Consider the following 16,080-nt stretch of genomic DNA (forward strand, 5'->3'; position numbering starts at 1 on the left):
TTTAAGTTCAGTGTATGGACAGGACCAAGGTCCTCCTATAGACGGACCAGTTGAATTGGAAGATGGCTGCTATACAGTCCCCATTAAACTTTGGCATGCCATGGAAGAAAAACCATCAATGGGGAACCGGGCTTTTATACAAACGGGAAATTTAGTTGTAAAAGATAAAAAAGCCTCTCTTTATGTTGGCACGGATTTGATGGAGTATATGAACATTAAGGCTTCATTAATCAATTTATATGTAGAACAAAAAGATGGTACATATCAAGCAACAAAAAAAGGTTGTTATGAAATTGAAGTGCCCAATGAAGCGGAAAAAAGACCTAGAGTTTTTGTGGTGGAACTGCTAAACCAAGATCAAATGGTCAACGTTTATGTTGATCCAAAAGTAGAGCCCATGGGAGATGAACCGATCCGGGCTCGAATAAAAATTGACTGGGACCAGGCAAAAAAGATTACTCCAGACCAAGCAACATTGGTTGCCAAGTATGAAAAGGGACCTAAAAAACCAGATTTTAAAAAAGAAAATTCAGGAAGTAAAGAAAATAAAGGGCTTTATGTGGATTATCCTGGGAATTGTTTTTTAGAAGAATTTTCTTTTTATGGAAACAGATTGACAGGACCAGAAGCCCAAGGCATTTCTAAGGATTTTTCTCCTTTAGACCAGGTCAATGTTTTTAATATTGACTTTTTAGGAAATCTGGATCATTTTACTGGGAAAGAGAAATCAATCCAAGCGACTCGAAAAAAAGTCTCACCTCAAAAAAGTTTTACGGTGAAATTGCCTCTTTTAAAATTTAAAAAAACGGATAGTTTAAATTTGTACGACTATACACAAGGAGCTAAGAAAAAAATAGATTTTCAAACAGATGAAAAATTTGTTTCTTTTCAAACAAATAAACCAGGAAATTACGCCCTAGTAAATAGTGGAAGAAAAGAAGGTGTGGCGAATATGCCAGCTGAAAATTCTTTACGCCAAGCATCCGTTGGGCCACAAGGATCAACAGCTGCTGAAAGAGGAAAGGCCTTCTTGCAAAGCGTTAAGAAACCTCAGGCTACACCTGTAAAAAGTACTCAAGGTCTTCCTGTTCAAAGTGGAGCTGCAGGATCTGGTCAAGTTTTAGCTCCCGCAGACCTCCCTCCTCTTGGACAAGTGGATATGGCCAGTAATTCTTCTCAAATAGAAGAAAACAATCCAACGAAAGAAGATGAGCAGTCCAAGAGCGTAGAAAAAGTAAAAAAGATGAAAGAATCAGGGCCTATTATAGGGTTAATCTTACTTTTATTCGCAGGTATATTGACAGCGGCCATAGTTATCTCTCGGAAACTTTTAAAAGAAATTGCTTTTATTCAGGAAGAAGAGACCTTTATAAAAGAAATGGAGCGGAAAAATGAGAAAAAGTAAAATCTTTCTTTTCTTGACACTGATTTTACTGTTTGGATTTAGTCAAGAAGCCTTGGCTTATACGCAAGAAATATTCAAGGCAACGCCTTATTACATTCATCCGGTTACAGGTGTAATTGAAGATCCTGGTAACAACCCAGGTATTGGCCAAGGAATGACAGAGAATGTTGTCCACCCTCAGGCATTGGTGGAAACGACCGATGATGGTCGAATCTTTCTTTCGGTTCGATATAATCTAGCCAATTACATTAAGAATGAAACCTTTGCGGTTCAAAAACGAGGCGATGCTTCTTTTTATTCTGTTCCAGCTCAGGTAACAGCATCTACAGAAACGACAAAAGACTACCGTATTGAAATTCCATCAAAAGACGTAATCGTTCGAGGGAGTTTTTTCGTTGGACCCATGGGAAGGGATGTTATTTTTTACTATGACATTGCAAATCCAACACCTGGAAATACAGATTTTAAAACTCTGTCTGGTGGATCGACAAGCTCTAGCTCCAGGGCACCTATTCAAAATCAAAATCAGGCCTCGCAAGCACAAATATTGAATCAGACATCTGCCGCAATTTCAGAGAACACTGCAGGACCTACAAATCTTCCAAGTGCTGGGCAAATTATTCCGGCGGCTCAGCCAGGAAAGAAAGTCGAGCAAAAAGTGGTTAACTCAAAATTTTCGGCTGGAGATTTAGGTTATAAGCATGGACTCTTGACAAAGGATGATCCGCAAATTAAAAAGCTTTATTATTCCAATCAAAAAGACAAGAAAAAAGGGGTAAAAAAGAAAGCCCCTCTGGGGCCCATAACAAAAGCTTTCATCTATGCTGGAATTGGGCTTTTGACTCTTCTGGCATTTAGTGGAATCCTTGTTACTGTTGGGCTCTATATTTACTATAAGAGCTTGGAAAGAAAGACCTATTCTAGAATGGAGGGCCTGTATGAAAAAGACTAAAATGATCATTCTAGTTCTAGCTTGTATTATTTTGTTAACATCTTGTGTCGATCAAAAGCAGGGATCGAAATCAGCTGGTAAAGGAGACCTTAAGATTGCAGCTACATCCATGGCTACTGTCTATATCATGGAAAAACTTAATTTAGACCTAGTGGCTGTGCCAGATTCCAAGATAGACCCCATGCCGGAACGATACAAAGATGTACCAAAAGTTGGGATGGCCATGACTCCCGATATTGAAAAATTAAAGTCCATTCAACCAGATTATGTTTTTTCACCCGTATCTTTAATTTCAGACCTCTTGCCAAAATATAAGGCTGCCGGCCTGGACTATGGATTCTTAAACCTCAATAATATTGAGGGCATGTATAAATCCATTGATGACTTAGGTAAATTACTAGATCGAGAAAAAGAAGCAAAAGCCCTAAGAGATGACTATGAAAAATTTATAAAGGACTATCGAAAAAAACACGAAGGAAAAAAAGCTATAAAAGTTTTAATCCTTATGGGATTGCCAGGGTCTTACGTCGTAGCAACAGAAAACTCTTATGTAGGATCCTTGGTGGAACTTGCAGGAGCAGAAAATGTTTATGCGGGGACAAATCAACAATTCATCACCATTAATACGGAAGATATGCTTCAAAAAGATCCAGATATGATTTTACGGTGCGCCCATGCTCTTCCTGATGAGGTGATGAAAATGTTTAAAAAAGATTTTGCAGAAAATGATATTTGGAAGCACTTTCGAGCAGTTAAGAATGGAGAAGTTTATGACTTGTCTTATAAACGGTTTGGCATGTCGGCTAAATTTAATTATAAAGAAGCCCTCGACGATCTGGAGGTAATCTTCTATGAAAAAAACTAAGGCCATATCCTTTTACGGCGGTGCTATTTTACTGCTCATTCTCCTAATTCTTTATTCTGCAAAAACAGGATCCATTGAAATGTCCCTATCAAAATTAGTAAGGGGACTCTTCTTAGAATATGATTCCGAAGTGGCTACTGTTTTTGACCTTCGGTTTCCCAGAATTATTATTGCTGTCATGGCAGGAGCTGCCTTGGCTACTTCAGGAGTTCTACTTCAAGCGGTGATGCAAAACCCCCTGACGGATCCTGGTATTATTGGAATCTCTTCAGCAGCCTATTTAACAGCAACTCTGATTACCTTCTCATTTCCAACGTTATTTTACGCCATTCCAGGTTTGTCTGTGATTGGAGGTGTTTTGGCCTATCTTTTGATCTACTCCCTAGCTTGGCAAGGAGGGTCCAACCCCATCAAACTCATTCTGGTGGGGGTAGCTCTAAACATGACCCTTATAGGTATTACCGATGCCCTCAAAGCCATGAATGGGGGAACACTAACAAACGTCCAATCCATCATTGAGGGGAATATTGCCCAAAAAACCTGGGTAGATGTGAAAGTAATGGCAATTTATGGAGTTATCGGCTTGCTAGTGTCACTTTTAACAATGCGAACTTGCAATCTTCTTTCTCTAGAAGATGATACGGCAAAGTCTTTGGGCGTAAATGTAAATAGGGATCGATTCTTAGTGGCTCTAATTGCCATCGTTTTAGCTTCAGTATCCACAGCCATTGTTGGAGTTGTAGGGTTTTTAGGTCTTATTGTTCCACATATTGGACGAATTCTTGTGGGATCGAACCATAAACACCTCTTACCCTTTTCCATGTTATTAGGAGCGATTATCCTACTTTTTTCCGACACCTTAGGAAGAGTGATAGCTTATCCCTATGAGGTAAAAGCCTCAGTCGTTATGACGGTTTTTGGTGGAATCTTCTTTATTATCCTCTTAAAGATTGGAGGGAAGACCTATGGAAATTAACCATCTCTATTTCGCCTATGGCAAAAAACCAGTCTTAAAAAACCTGAATCTCCAATTTAAGGAAGGAAAAATTACGACCCTGCTAGGAGCCAATGGTTGTGGAAAATCCACCCTCTTAAAACTTTGCACTAAGAACTTAAATCCAAAGTACGGAGTCATTCGCCTAGGCAAGACGTCTATTCAACGAATACCACGAAAAGAATTTGCTAAAAAAGTGGCGATTGTTCAACAAAAAAACCAAATTCAGGCAGACCTGACAGTAAAAGACTTAGTGTCTTATGGGCGTACACCTTATATTGCTTTTATGGCAAGGCCCAGCCAAGAAGATTTTGAAGCAGTAGAAGAAGCCATTCATCTTTGCGGTTTAGATGAGTTAAAAGACCGAAAAATTGGAACGCTATCTGGCGGTCAAATTCAAAGAGCATGGATTGCCATGGCCTTGGCTCAAGATAGTCACTATTTATTTTTAGATGAGCCCACCACCTATCTAGATATCAAATATCAAATTGAAGTCTTAAAACTCATTAAAGACCTCAATCAAAGCTTAGGAAAAACGATTGTTATGGTTCTTCATGATATTAATCAGTCGATTCACTTTTCCCATGAAATTATTGGATTAGAACAAGGGGAAGTGGTCTTTCAAGGGACACCCCAAGAAGTTTTAACAGAAGAGAAAATCAGTCAATTGTACGATACCCCCCTTAAGTTGGTTCAACTAGAAGGGAAAAGCTACATTACAGCCAAGGAGGTGTAAATGAAAGGGCTCATTCTCTATTCATCCCTGACGGGAAATACCAAAACAATGGCTCAGGCCATCTATACTAATTTCAAGAAAAGAGGATTGGATTTAGATCTTCAAGAAATTGGACACCATCGTCCCCCAGAAGACTATGACTATGCCTTAATTGGTGCCTGGATAGATAAGGCCAAGCCCAACAAAGCAGCCTTAAAGGTCATTGAAGCAACGAGACAAAAAAACCTAGGTCTCTTTGCTACTTTGGGAGCCATGCCTTATTCAGATCATGGGGTTAAGGTCCAGAAGAATTTGGAAGAATTGTTGAAAGGGAAAAATTCCTTAGGGACTTACCTTTGCCCTGGAAAAGTAGACCCCAAACTTTTAAAAAAAATGGAGGGATTCACCTCTAAGATTATTCCCAAATCCATTCGAGATCAGATGGTTCAAACGGGAAAAGAATCTAGATATGCAACAAAAGAGGAGCTTAAAGAAGTAGGAGACTACTTTTTTAAGCAAGTTGAAAATTTAAAGAAATAAGTAAGGAGGAAAACTTGAAAAAAAAGATAATGGCCTGGGTATTGGCCTTCCTTATCATTTTTTTACAAATGCCCACGCTTGCTTTTGCAGAAGCAAAAGAAGAAGTCCAAGCAAAAAAAACCTATACGGTTCCCGTACAATTGATGCATGCCCATGAGGAAAAAGAATCCATGGGAAATGGTGCTTTAATTCATCAAGCTAAGGTAGTGGTTAAGGATGGGAAAGTCCAGGTAGACTTGACCTTTAAAGGCCTAGAATTTATGAATATGTATGGACACTTAACCAAGTTATTTGTCTATAAAGACAATATTTTTCCGGGAACAGAGACAAGCCCCATGCAAGTTATCGAGAACATGCAAGATACAGGCTTAGATGGAAAGACCAATACCTTTCCCAAAGTGCTTCGATTTGAGATGGATCAAAAGGCTTTTTTACAGGCCGAGTGCATTTGGGTCCAAGTCAATGTAGATGCCATGGATGCTTTAAATTCGAATATGCAAGGGGAGGCATCTTATGACAAGATCACCCAAGGTGCTGGAGCGCAAAATGCAAAGTTAGTTTTTAACCTTACAGAAATGAAAAAAGACTTGGAAGGAGGAGAAGAACCTCCTAGTCCTCAACCAGGAATAGCCGACAAAAAAGCCTTGATTAAGGCAATCCAAGATTATGGCAATGCAGGAGGAGAAGCCTATACCTATGAATCCAATACGCGATATATCAAGGCCTATCAAAATGCCTTAACCTTGCTGGGACTAGATACCAGTCAAAAAGTAATTAATGAGGCAGTTAAGAACTTAAAATCGGCTTATGAGGGCCTTGTGAAGGCACAGGCACCCTCTAATGGTGGAAATAGTGGAGGAAATAATTTTAATACTGATACGGGAAATCAAAACGGCAACAACCTTAATCCAGGAAACAACAACCAACAACAAGCAAATGTCATTACCTATCAAGTACCAGTGGAAGTTTTAAAGGCCTTTGACTCCGGTTATTCCATGGCCAATAATGCCATCAACCATACAGCCTATGTTGAAGTGTCCAAAAACCAATGCCGCTATAACGTTCAATTTGGACCTATGCAAAGAAACTTTGGAGGAAAGACTTTAACTGGGAACCTCTACAATCTTTTTATCTTAGATGGGGGAGAAAGGCAAGCAAACCAGGGAGCCAATAACACCTGGTCTTGGATTATGAATAAGAAGGCGGATAAAGTGCGGATTAAGGTTTGGGTAGATGCCATGGACCATATTGCTTCAGATACAGAACATGGGAACCCCTTGATAAAAGGAAAGGGAGCCCAAGAAGCAATTTTATCCCTCAACTGGAATCAAGCCAAAGAAGTATCTCGGTCCGGAACCGCCAATAATAACAATCTCTTTCAAGCTGGTTTCCAAAATAGTCAAACGACTACTAATACCGACCCATTTAAGCAAACAGAAACCCAAAAAACAGTGACTAGCCAAGAAACAGCCATAAAATCAAAAACGGGATTCAGTGACACAAACGGCCATTGGGCAAAAACAGCCATTGACTACGTTACCAGTAAAGGCTACTTTATGGGAATCGGGGGAGGCAAATTTGCCCCAGATGAAACCACAACGAGAGGTCAGTTTGTAACCGTCTTAGGACGAATGGCCCAAGTGAAGACAAAAGATTATTCCTCTTCTAGCTTTTCTGACGTAGCCATTTCTAGCTATTACGGTCCCTATGTGGAATGGGCAGCAAAGAAACAGATTGTCCAAGGTGTAGGGGATGGAAAGTACGATCCAAATCGAACCATCAGCCGAGAAGAAATGGCCCTAATGATACGAAACTTTTTAAAGGCTACCGGGAGAACCATAAAAGAAAAACAAGCAGCAAGTTTTGCTGACCAAGAAGAAATCTCCCCTTGGGCGAAAGATGCTGTCCTAAAGATGGCAAAACTCGGCCTAGTCAAAGGAACAGACAAGGGGAATTTTGAACCCAGAGGACCTTTCACAAGAGCCCAAGTTGCTCAAGTCCTCTATAATATTGACCACCATTAAGTAAAAAGAAAGAACACATCAAAGGATAAAAGTTTGATTGTATTTGAAAGGAGAAAAAATGAAAAATCAAAAAGAATGGGAGCGGTTTTGCTCTGCAACCTTAGCAGGAATACTTCTCATAGGCTCCATGCCCATTTATGCACAAGATAGTCAAGAGGGATTACCTAACCCCAAGCCGGCGATTCAGGCAGCTCTTGGGGAAGAAAAGAAGGTAGAAGCTACGCAAAGATACTTAGTTCCTGTGAAACTGATGCATGCCTATACTCCGGGTAGAGCATCCATGGGGAATGGTGCCCTAGTAAAAACAGCTTTAGTAACAGTTCAAGGAGATATGGCAACAGTGGACTTCTTTTTAGGTGGTCTTTCCTTTATGAATATGTTTGGCCATGTTACCAATATCTTTTACTATAAAGACAACTACTATAAATACAACGATCCCAAGACACAAGAAATAAAAATGGACGTCGTTCGCACCCATATGGATACAGATTTAACAGGAAAGCCTAGAGAATTTCCCAAGCAACTTCGCTTTACTCTACAAAAAGACCTCTTAGAAAAAGAGGGTTTTGCCTGGGTAAGGGTTTGGGTAGATGCCATGGATTCTATAGCTAATGGTGGAGAGAGTCCTTATGAGCCTGGAAAAGCAGGTACGGGAGCACAAAATGCTAAATTGACCTTCGATTTTTCCAATAAAATTGAAGTGGAGAAAAAGGCTGATAATGCTCTCTATACTGTAGCTTTTTCCAGTAAGTATACAAATGATCAAAACCAGCTTGCTCAAACCCAAATGGTGATAGCGGGAAAACAAGCCGTGGAACCTAGAGAATTTTCTAAGGGAATGCGTATCCAAAGGGAAGAAAAGGCAGAAAAAAAGACCTATGTCTTTAAAGGATGGTATCAAGGAGACCAAGAATTTGACTTTTCTACTCCCGTTACAGGAGACTTAAAGTTAAGTGCTAAGTGGGAAGAAGCAGCTTCTGTAGATAAAACTGCTTTAGAACAAAGTCTCGTCAAGGCCAAGGAAAAATTGAAAACAAATGAAGACTTAATTGTTAAAGAAAGTGCAGATCAAGTAGAAAAAGGAACAAAATTTATTGTAAAAACAGCCAAAGAAGCCTTAGAAAAAGCCATTGGAGAAACGGAAACTGTCCTGAAGGATCCAGAAGCAAGCCAAGACGACATTAATGCAGCAAAAGACAGCCTAGATCAAGCAATACAAACTTTTGAAACAGGTATTCAAATAGGGACAAAAGAAAGACCAAGTGAACCTACATCGGAAATCCCCAAATTTACAGACAAGTCTGTTACTGTTGACGATGCAGCTTTTTATAAAAAAGACTATGATCCAGAAGAAACAGACGAGGATGAAAAGTTAGATATATCCAACGATTTTTGGAGTCATGAAATAGAATATGAAGAATTTGAAGATAAAGGGATTACGGTCTATAAAATTGGATTTGGGAATCAATTTAAAAAAAGCGACGGGGACTATATGTGCTATACGGATACAGTCAGTGCCCTTTTGGACGGGAAGGAATACAAAGCCGAAATGACCCAGGCGGGCCCAGATCGTCTTTTCCGTTTTGTCCTGCCAGGAAAAGTAAGAAAAGAAGTGCCTTTAAAAATCCATGCGCTCCCTTCTGTAGGAACGGACTATGAGTATAAAGAAGTCGTTTTACAAGTTCGAGATACGACAAAACCAGATACTCCCCCGATCCCCGAAGATCCTCAAAAGATTCAAGATGGAGTCTACCCAGTAAAGGTAGATCTAAAAAATTATTATGAAAATAAAGCATCCATGGGAAATAAGGCCTTAACCCAAGATGCAACGGTTACAGTTAAAGATGGCAAGGCCACCATTAACTTATCGGTAAAGCCCATTGACTTTAGTGGCATATTTGGAGGGCTAACCAACATATTTGTTATTAAAGAAGGGACGAAATATGATCATGCGAAAAAGGATAATTTAATCCCAGCACTTGGATCGGAGAAAAAAACTTTTAAAGACAAGGAAGGCAAGGAAAAAGAATATTTCACTAAATTTGCTTTTGATGTGCCCCTGGAAGCAGTGAAAGAAAAAAGAGAAGTAGGACTTGTTGTTTGGGTAGATGCCATGGATTCCATTGCTGGCGGAACACCTGGTGCTGGGCAACAACCGGCGATGTTAAGAATCTATGGTGGAAGCACCCCCATGGATGGGTTCCCTGAAGAAGAACCTGGCATTCCAAATATGCCAAAAACAGATCCAGCAAGCCCGGTAGATCCTTTGACAAACCCAAAAACGATTTACGGTATGGCAGAACATTATCATGAAGCAGGGGCACCATCCATGGCCAACACAACCCTTGACCATAATGTGCTTGTGGAAGAGTTGGAAGGAAAGACTCGCTATCAAGTGACCTTTAATGAATTTGTAGATAAAGAATTTGGCATTAACGAGCCAATGGTTTCCGTTGGTCAACTTTGGTATAAGGATACAAATGGGCAAGTAAAAGAAGCATACCTAGCAGACAAAGATGGCAACAAGAGAGTTTATCGCTTCGAAATAACAGGAGGAGCTCAAAATAGGATAGACTTGACTGCCTTAGTAGTACCCATGCAAAAGATTTTAGGGGATGGAGCAGCTATTCAAAAAACTTGGTTAAACTTATCTGATAAACAAATTGAAGGAAAGACAACAGATGACCGTTATGAACGGATTTATTATGAAACTCTTCTCGAAGAGGACCCCCAATTGACAGAAGGTTTGGTTCAAGTGAAGACGCCTGGCATTACAGGTCTTAAGAAAGTTTCTAGAACGTATAAAACCATCAATGGCGTGATTACAGGCAAAGCCATTGAGACAAAGGAAGAAGTCATTAAGAGTGTACAAAATCGAGTTTTAAGTGTTTGGAATAAACAGGCTTATGAAGCAAAAAAACTAGCTTATGAAAAAGAAGTGAATCAAAACACGCAAAACTTCCATCCTGGGAAGTTGGTTATTCCAGATCGAGAAGAAATAGAATTTATTGCAAATCCCTTCTTGGGGGGTTATGTCCAAGTTCAAGAGGAAGACGCAAAGACAACCTATAAACTGCATTTTGCGGCAGATAGTGTTTTAAATTCAATGGTTCAAGGAATAAAAGTAACGTATGGGGGCAAGGATGTTCCAGTAAAAGCCTTGGGTATGCAAGAAGATAAATCCACAGAATTTCAATTTACATTAGAAGGCAAGAAGCATACAGAAATCCCCATGGAAGTAAGCTATCGAAATGACCTAAAGACACCGTGTAAGTTGTTAGTTGACCACGATAAGCATGTGGTCTTTAGCCGCGACCTTCTGGGCGTGGAAAAATTAGAAGATATTGATTTTAAGGTCATTGAGAGAGAAGATCCAAACTTAGAAAAAGGGAAAACTCGCGTTGAGCAAGAAGGAATTAAGGGTGAAAAATACCAAATCATTTACGGAAAGACTGTAGATGGAAAGATTCTCTTTAAACATGGAAATGGATCCAATTTTGACCGATGGCCTAAGTTGGAAGCAGGAAGAGAAGAAGTGTTGAAGGCACCTGTGGATAAAATTGTCTTAAAGGGGACAAAAGAAAGTCCAAAACCAGTGGATAAAGCAGCCTTAAAGACTATTTTAGAAAAAGCAAAAACAACAAAACAAGCAGATACAACTAGCAAGGATGGAACAGACGTAGAGAAAGACAAGACCTGGGTTACCTCCGAAGTTCAAACTGCCTTCGACCAAGCCTTAAAAACTGCAACAGAAATTGCTGAAAAAGAACAAGCAAGCCAAGATGAAGTCAATCAAGCGGTAGAAAGCTTAAAAGATGCTTTAAGTCAATACAATCTACAAAAGGGGACAAAAGAAACAACTCCTTCAAAGCCAGATGTTCCTTCCACACCGAATCACCCAAGTTATCCAAATAAACCATATAAGCCGGGTAGAAAATCATCTTCAGAGACAAGTGTAAAAAAAGAAGAACCGAAAAGGGTAGAAGACACAAAAATTTCTGAACAAGTTGTACCCAAGGAGCAAGCTAAGTCACAAGGCTTTACCGATATCGAAGGGCATTGGGCAAAGGACGCCATTAACTATGTTGTTGAAAAAGGATATTTCAAGGGGATTGGCAATAATCAATTTGCACCAGAAGCACCGATTTCTCGAGGGGACTTTGTAACAGTTTTAGGTCGCATGGCAGGGATTGACCCAAATCAATATAGTAAAAATACTTTTAAAGATGTGGGGAGAACTTATTATACACCCTATATTATCTGGGCAGCTGAAAATGGTATTGTCCAAGGGGCTGGAGACGGAATATTCCAACCAAAACGAGATATCAGTCGGGAAGAAATGGCAACGATTATGGCTAAGTATTTAAAAGTTGTCAATAAAAATTTAAAAGAAAAGAGCCAAGCAACTTTTCCAGACCAAGGAACTATTTCTTCCTGGGCCAAAGATGCTGTCAATGAAATGGCAAAACTAGGTTTAGTTAAGGGAAATGAAAAGGGAAATTTTGCTCCAAAGGGAATCTTTACAAGAGCCCAAGTAGCTCAAGTTCTCTATAATGTGGACCATAATTAAAAAGATCTTTGGCCGGGAGACCGGCCAAAGGAATGAAATAGGTAGATGAAGAGAAGAAAAAAGAGGAGAATAAAGATGAAAAAATTAGTATTGCTTTTTACCCTAATTTTAGGGCTGCTTTTACCAGGAGCTTCTTTTGCAGCAGGTGAAGAAGTTTACGATGTACCGGTACAATTAAAAAAATATGGCGAAATCGATAAAGATTCTATGGGAAATCCAGCCTTAAAACATATTGCCAGAGTGGTTGAAAAGGATGGCAAGGCCATCTACAATATTCAAATGAAAAAGATGGAGTTTATGAGTATGGAAGGGGAATTAACTAATTTATTTATCTATGATGGAGATAAGGACTCAAATCGTAATGAAACAAAAAAAACACCCATTCAGGGAGAATATTGTAAAAATCATGAATTTGTAAGACCTAACTTAAAAGAAGATAAAATTTTAGTAGCTGTTTGGGTGGATGCTATGGATGCTCTGCAAGGAGGGGCAAAGGGTGCTGGAGAGCAAAAAGCTTATTTAGTCTTTGATTGGGCGAAGGCTAAGAAGGTTTCAGAAAATCCTAGTCAACAGCCTGCAAAAGCATTGCCTAAGGGAACAGGAGGAATAAAGATTGTGGTCAATGGTAAGACTTTAACTCCTGATGTCGCACCTTATGCTGAAAATGGCCGAACCTTAGTCCCGATTCGATTTATCTCTGAAGCTCTTGGAACAAAAGTAGATTGGAATGGGACCAAACAAGAGGTTACTATAGGAGACAAACTCCTTGTCTTAAAGCTGAACTCCAAGTCTTATTTAGCGCAAGGAAAGGAAAAGACCTTAGATGTTCCTGCAAGTGCTAAGCAAGGACGGACTTTTGTACCTTTACGTTTAATTTCTGAAAATCTTGGAGCAAAAGTGGATTGGGATGGAGCAAGTCAAACTGTGACAATTACAAAATAGTTTCTTAAGAATAAACAAATATTTCATGGATATGATGTAATTAGGTTAAAAGAGTAAAAAACAGGTCTTGAGCTTATAAGCTCAAGACCTGTTTTTGTAGGCTCTTTGTCAAATGTTGGGGTGAGATCTATTCTCGCCCCTTCCTTATGCCCGAAAGACCATTAAAATGCGACTCTTAAAGTTCTCAAAATTCCGATACCCATAGGAAACCCGTTTAATCACTTTGATTTTGTTGTTAAAGCCTTCTGTTTGTCCATTGGTGATGCCTGTGGAAAAGGCGTTTAGGATTTCTTCTTTCCAGTTTTCATAGGCCCGAATACTGGCTTTAAATTCCTTTAATCCACTTTCTTTAGCAACCCACAGCCACTTGTCTAAGGCCTGTCTTGCTTCTTCTTTGCTGGAGGCATCTAAGACGTCATAAAAGCGTTCTTTTAAGAAATAAGCTTCTTTGATTTCCTTGTCTTGCCAAAGCATCAGTTCCAGCTTTTCTTTTTCTTCGGGGCTTAGCCGACTGCCTTTTTTCCGTAGGATGGACTTGGACCGTTTAAAGTAGAGGCGATACTTTGCATCCCTTGTCTTTTGTCGTGTCTTGCGGACATTCTCTAAGGCCCAAAAGACTTGTCTTGTAAAATGAAACTTATCCGCAATGAAGGTTGCCTGAGGGAAGAATTCCTTTAAGACGGCGTAGAAAAGATGACTCATATCCATAACCACATACTTCACCCTTCTTCGTTCTTCCTTGGGAAAAGAAGAAAAGTAGTCCATTAAAGCTTTTTTTCGTCGAGAGGGTAAAATATCCAGTACCTGGTGATGGATTGGATCCACTAAAATACATTGGTATTTATCCCCACCAGCATTTCCCTTAAACTCATCCATACTTAAGACCCGAGGAAGATTTGGCCGCCTCCTTGGAGCCAACTTTAGATAGCTTGTGAGACAAGAGGAAGATAAACCCAAGTCCTTGGCAATAGAAGATAAAGACCGGACCTGTTTTAATTGGTCTTGGATAAAGAAGTGGAGATCCTTAGTCCGTCTAGAATAAGGAGCTAAGAAATCCAAAGACTCATAAAAACGCTTCTGACAATGAGGACAAACAAAGCGCTTCTTCCGAAGAAAAAGAAAGACCTTCCGCAAGCCAATAGGCGTGTGTTGGATCCTTTGCAGACGATAATCATGGATGCGAGAGGTCTTATGACCACAAACAGGACAAAGTCCCTCCTTGTATAAAGAATGGAGTTTTACATCAATGTGGTCATCAAAAGAGACTACCTCGTCAATAGAGACACCTTTTAAATTCAATAGATTTGTGTTAGTATAGTTTTGCACTTATCTCACCCTTTCATTTTGTTGTGGTAACTTTATTGTAAAGGAAAAAAGAGATAAGTGCATTTTTTATGGCAAAAAATAAATGTTGGAGTCTAGGGGGACCCCAACATTTATTATAGAACCTTTTTGTAGTCGTTATATAAAATAAGATTTTTGGTAGCTGGGAATTTGGTAGACTTGCTCGTAAAAAAGCTCTTGCTCATAGGCGGCCTTGATAACCATGGTGTCGCAAATCAGGTCTCCCAGGTGTTGTTTTTTATCCGTTACCCCGGCCAAGAGGTAGAGGGGAAGGACAATCTTTAAGATCAACCGGCAGCAGGCTTCCCGGAAGAAGACATCGGCCCAGTTTAATTCTTTGCCGTCCACCCGGACCACTTTCAGGCCTAGGATCATCTTACCCAGGGTTTGGCCCTTGGTAAAACCAGTAGTTAGGACAAAGTAGGCCAGGTAGACCAAGATGGCCACCAGGTTTTTTACAACAGCCTGGTCTGTAAATAGGGGGTTAAGGATTGCATTGAGACTCCCCACTAGGACCAGGTCAATGACAAAGGCCACCAGGCGGAGGAAAAATCCCGCCAGGACCCTTTGGTCCAGGAGAACTTTTTTGTAGATGGGGGTTTGGACTTCTTCCTTGGGACCTTCTTGCAAGTTTTCTTCTTGGAGAGTATTTTTTTGCTCTTGGTCCATTAGAATCCACCTCCATAGAGGTAGTTGGCTGTAGGACTAGCCAAGCCCTTTTCCAATTCTTTGGCCAAGACTTCTTCCTTGGTTTGACCCTTCATAAAGGGATAGGGAAGAGAATCCAGAGAAAGTCCAGGGGAATAGGAGAAAATTTCCATATCTTCGTGGCCCAGTTGCTTTTCAAAAGCGGCATAGGCTTGGTCTGGGTAGGCAAGTTCGTCTACAAGACCTACGGCCTTGGCTTGGGCTCCGTCATAAATTCGACCGTCAGCCAGGGGAAGGACTTGGTCCTTGGTCATCTTGCGACCCTTGGCCACTACGTCTACAAAACGGCTATAGGCTGAGTTGATGTAGCCTTGTAGGATGGCCTTTTCTTCTTCTGTCATGGGGCGGCTGGTGGACCCGATGTCCTTGTGGGCGGCAGACTTGATGGTTTGGTTTTGGATGCCCAGCTTGTCAAAAAGACCGCTCATGTTGAGGCTGGACATGATGACACCAATGGACCCAGTCATGGTTTCTTGGCTGGCATAGATCTTGTCTGCAGCACAGGAGATATAGTAGCCACCGCTGGCAGCCATGGACTTCATGACGGCAATGACAGGAATCTTTCTAGCCTTTTTCACTTCCATGACCTTGTCATAGACTTGGGCACTTTCATAGACGCCACCGCCAGGACTGTTGACTTCCAGGATAATCCCCTTGATGGTTTCATCGTCCTTGGCCTTGTCCAGGGAGGCCAGGATCAGGTCTTGGTTGTATTCAGACCCTGAAGACAGGAGGCTGGTGCCCTTGTTGGAAGAGATGACCCCTTCAATGGGAACCAGGAGGATCCGGTTGTTTGCGTCGCTGCCTTGGAGGCTGGTTTCTGTCATTTGATTATTTTTTTGCAAGAGGCTGGTGAAGAAGTTTTCACTATTTTCTTCCTTGGCCTTAAATAGGCTAGATGTAATGCCTGAGGAAATACTGCTGAGAATTAAGAGCAAAATGGCCAGGCCTAGGGCAACCCAACGCTTGGTGTTGGTGGATTTATATTGGTCTTGTCGATTGTTTTCGGTCATAAAAACCT

General features: G+C 40.5%; 12 protein-coding genes. 9 read left to right on the plus strand and 3 right to left on the minus strand.

Annotated features, from left to right (window positions below; all coding sequences use genetic code 11):
- The first annotated feature begins 100 nt into the window (after positions 1–100).
- From BQ7400_RS09400 to BQ7400_RS09440, 9 genes are all read left to right on the plus strand, one after another.
- Entirely contained in the window at positions 101–1,405 is a 1,305-nt protein-coding gene (locus tag BQ7400_RS09400) for an iron transporter (RefSeq protein ID WP_245759432.1), read from the plus strand.
- Complete coding sequence (locus tag BQ7400_RS09405) at positions 1,392–2,357, plus strand: heme-binding Shp domain-containing protein (RefSeq protein ID WP_072470295.1); 966 nt, start codon at positions 1,392–1,394, stop codon at positions 2,355–2,357. The genes BQ7400_RS09400 and BQ7400_RS09405 overlap by 14 nt, the downstream gene beginning before the upstream one ends.
- Complete coding sequence (isdE, locus tag BQ7400_RS09410) at positions 2,344–3,222, plus strand: heme ABC transporter substrate-binding protein IsdE (RefSeq protein ID WP_034437804.1); 879 nt, start codon at positions 2,344–2,346, stop codon at positions 3,220–3,222. The genes BQ7400_RS09405 and isdE overlap by 14 nt, the downstream gene beginning before the upstream one ends.
- Positions 3,209–4,198 carry a FecCD family ABC transporter permease gene (locus BQ7400_RS09415; protein ID WP_034437805.1) on the plus strand — a complete coding sequence of 330 codons (990 nt, stop codon included), beginning with the start codon at positions 3,209–3,211 and terminating at the stop codon, positions 4,196–4,198. Before isdE ends, BQ7400_RS09415 begins: the two co-directional genes overlap by 14 nt.
- The gene (locus tag BQ7400_RS09420; protein WP_034437806.1) at positions 4,188–4,952 is read left to right on the plus strand and encodes an ABC transporter ATP-binding protein; all 765 of its coding nucleotides are present in this window, start codon (positions 4,188–4,190) and stop codon (positions 4,950–4,952) included. Before BQ7400_RS09415 ends, BQ7400_RS09420 begins: the two co-directional genes overlap by 11 nt.
- Positions 4,953–5,471: a flavodoxin family protein gene (locus tag BQ7400_RS09425; RefSeq protein ID WP_072470296.1), complete on the plus strand. Its 519-nt coding sequence runs from the start codon at positions 4,953–4,955 to the stop codon at positions 5,469–5,471.
- 14 nt (positions 5,472–5,485) lie between these two features.
- Positions 5,486–7,495, plus strand: a complete 2,010-nt coding sequence (locus tag BQ7400_RS09430) for an S-layer homology domain-containing protein (RefSeq protein ID WP_072470297.1) — start codon at positions 5,486–5,488, stop codon at positions 7,493–7,495.
- A 58-nt stretch (positions 7,496–7,553) separates the two neighbouring features.
- Complete coding sequence (locus BQ7400_RS09435) at positions 7,554–12,065, plus strand: S-layer homology domain-containing protein (protein ID WP_072470298.1); 4,512 nt, start codon at positions 7,554–7,556, stop codon at positions 12,063–12,065.
- 75 nt (positions 12,066–12,140) lie between these two features.
- A complete protein-coding gene (locus tag BQ7400_RS09440; RefSeq protein WP_072470299.1) occupies positions 12,141–13,007 on the plus strand; it encodes a stalk domain-containing protein in 867 nt (288 codons plus the stop codon).
- A gap of 144 nt (positions 13,008–13,151) precedes the next feature.
- On the opposite strand, the gene BQ7400_RS09445 is transcribed toward BQ7400_RS09440, so the two are convergent.
- The 3 genes from BQ7400_RS09445 to sppA all read right to left on the minus strand — a co-directional run bounded on the left by BQ7400_RS09445 (position 13,152) and on the right by sppA (position 16,072).
- On the minus strand, positions 13,152–14,306 hold the full coding sequence (locus BQ7400_RS09445; protein WP_180371974.1) for an ISL3 family transposase: 1,155 nt from the start codon (positions 14,304–14,306) through the stop codon (positions 13,152–13,154).
- A gap of 162 nt (positions 14,307–14,468) precedes the next feature.
- A complete protein-coding gene (locus BQ7400_RS09450) occupies positions 14,469–15,020 on the minus strand; it encodes an RDD family protein (RefSeq protein WP_072470301.1) in 552 nt (183 codons plus the stop codon).
- Entirely contained in the window at positions 15,020–16,072 is a 1,053-nt protein-coding gene (sppA, locus tag BQ7400_RS09455; protein WP_072470302.1) for a signal peptide peptidase SppA, read from the minus strand. The genes BQ7400_RS09450 and sppA overlap by 1 nt, the downstream gene beginning before the upstream one ends.
- Positions 16,073–16,080: the final 8 nt, after the last annotated feature.

It is taken from the genome of Urinicoccus massiliensis (genome assembly GCF_900120405.1).
GTDB lineage: Bacteria > Bacillota > Clostridia > Tissierellales > Peptoniphilaceae > Urinicoccus > Urinicoccus massiliensis.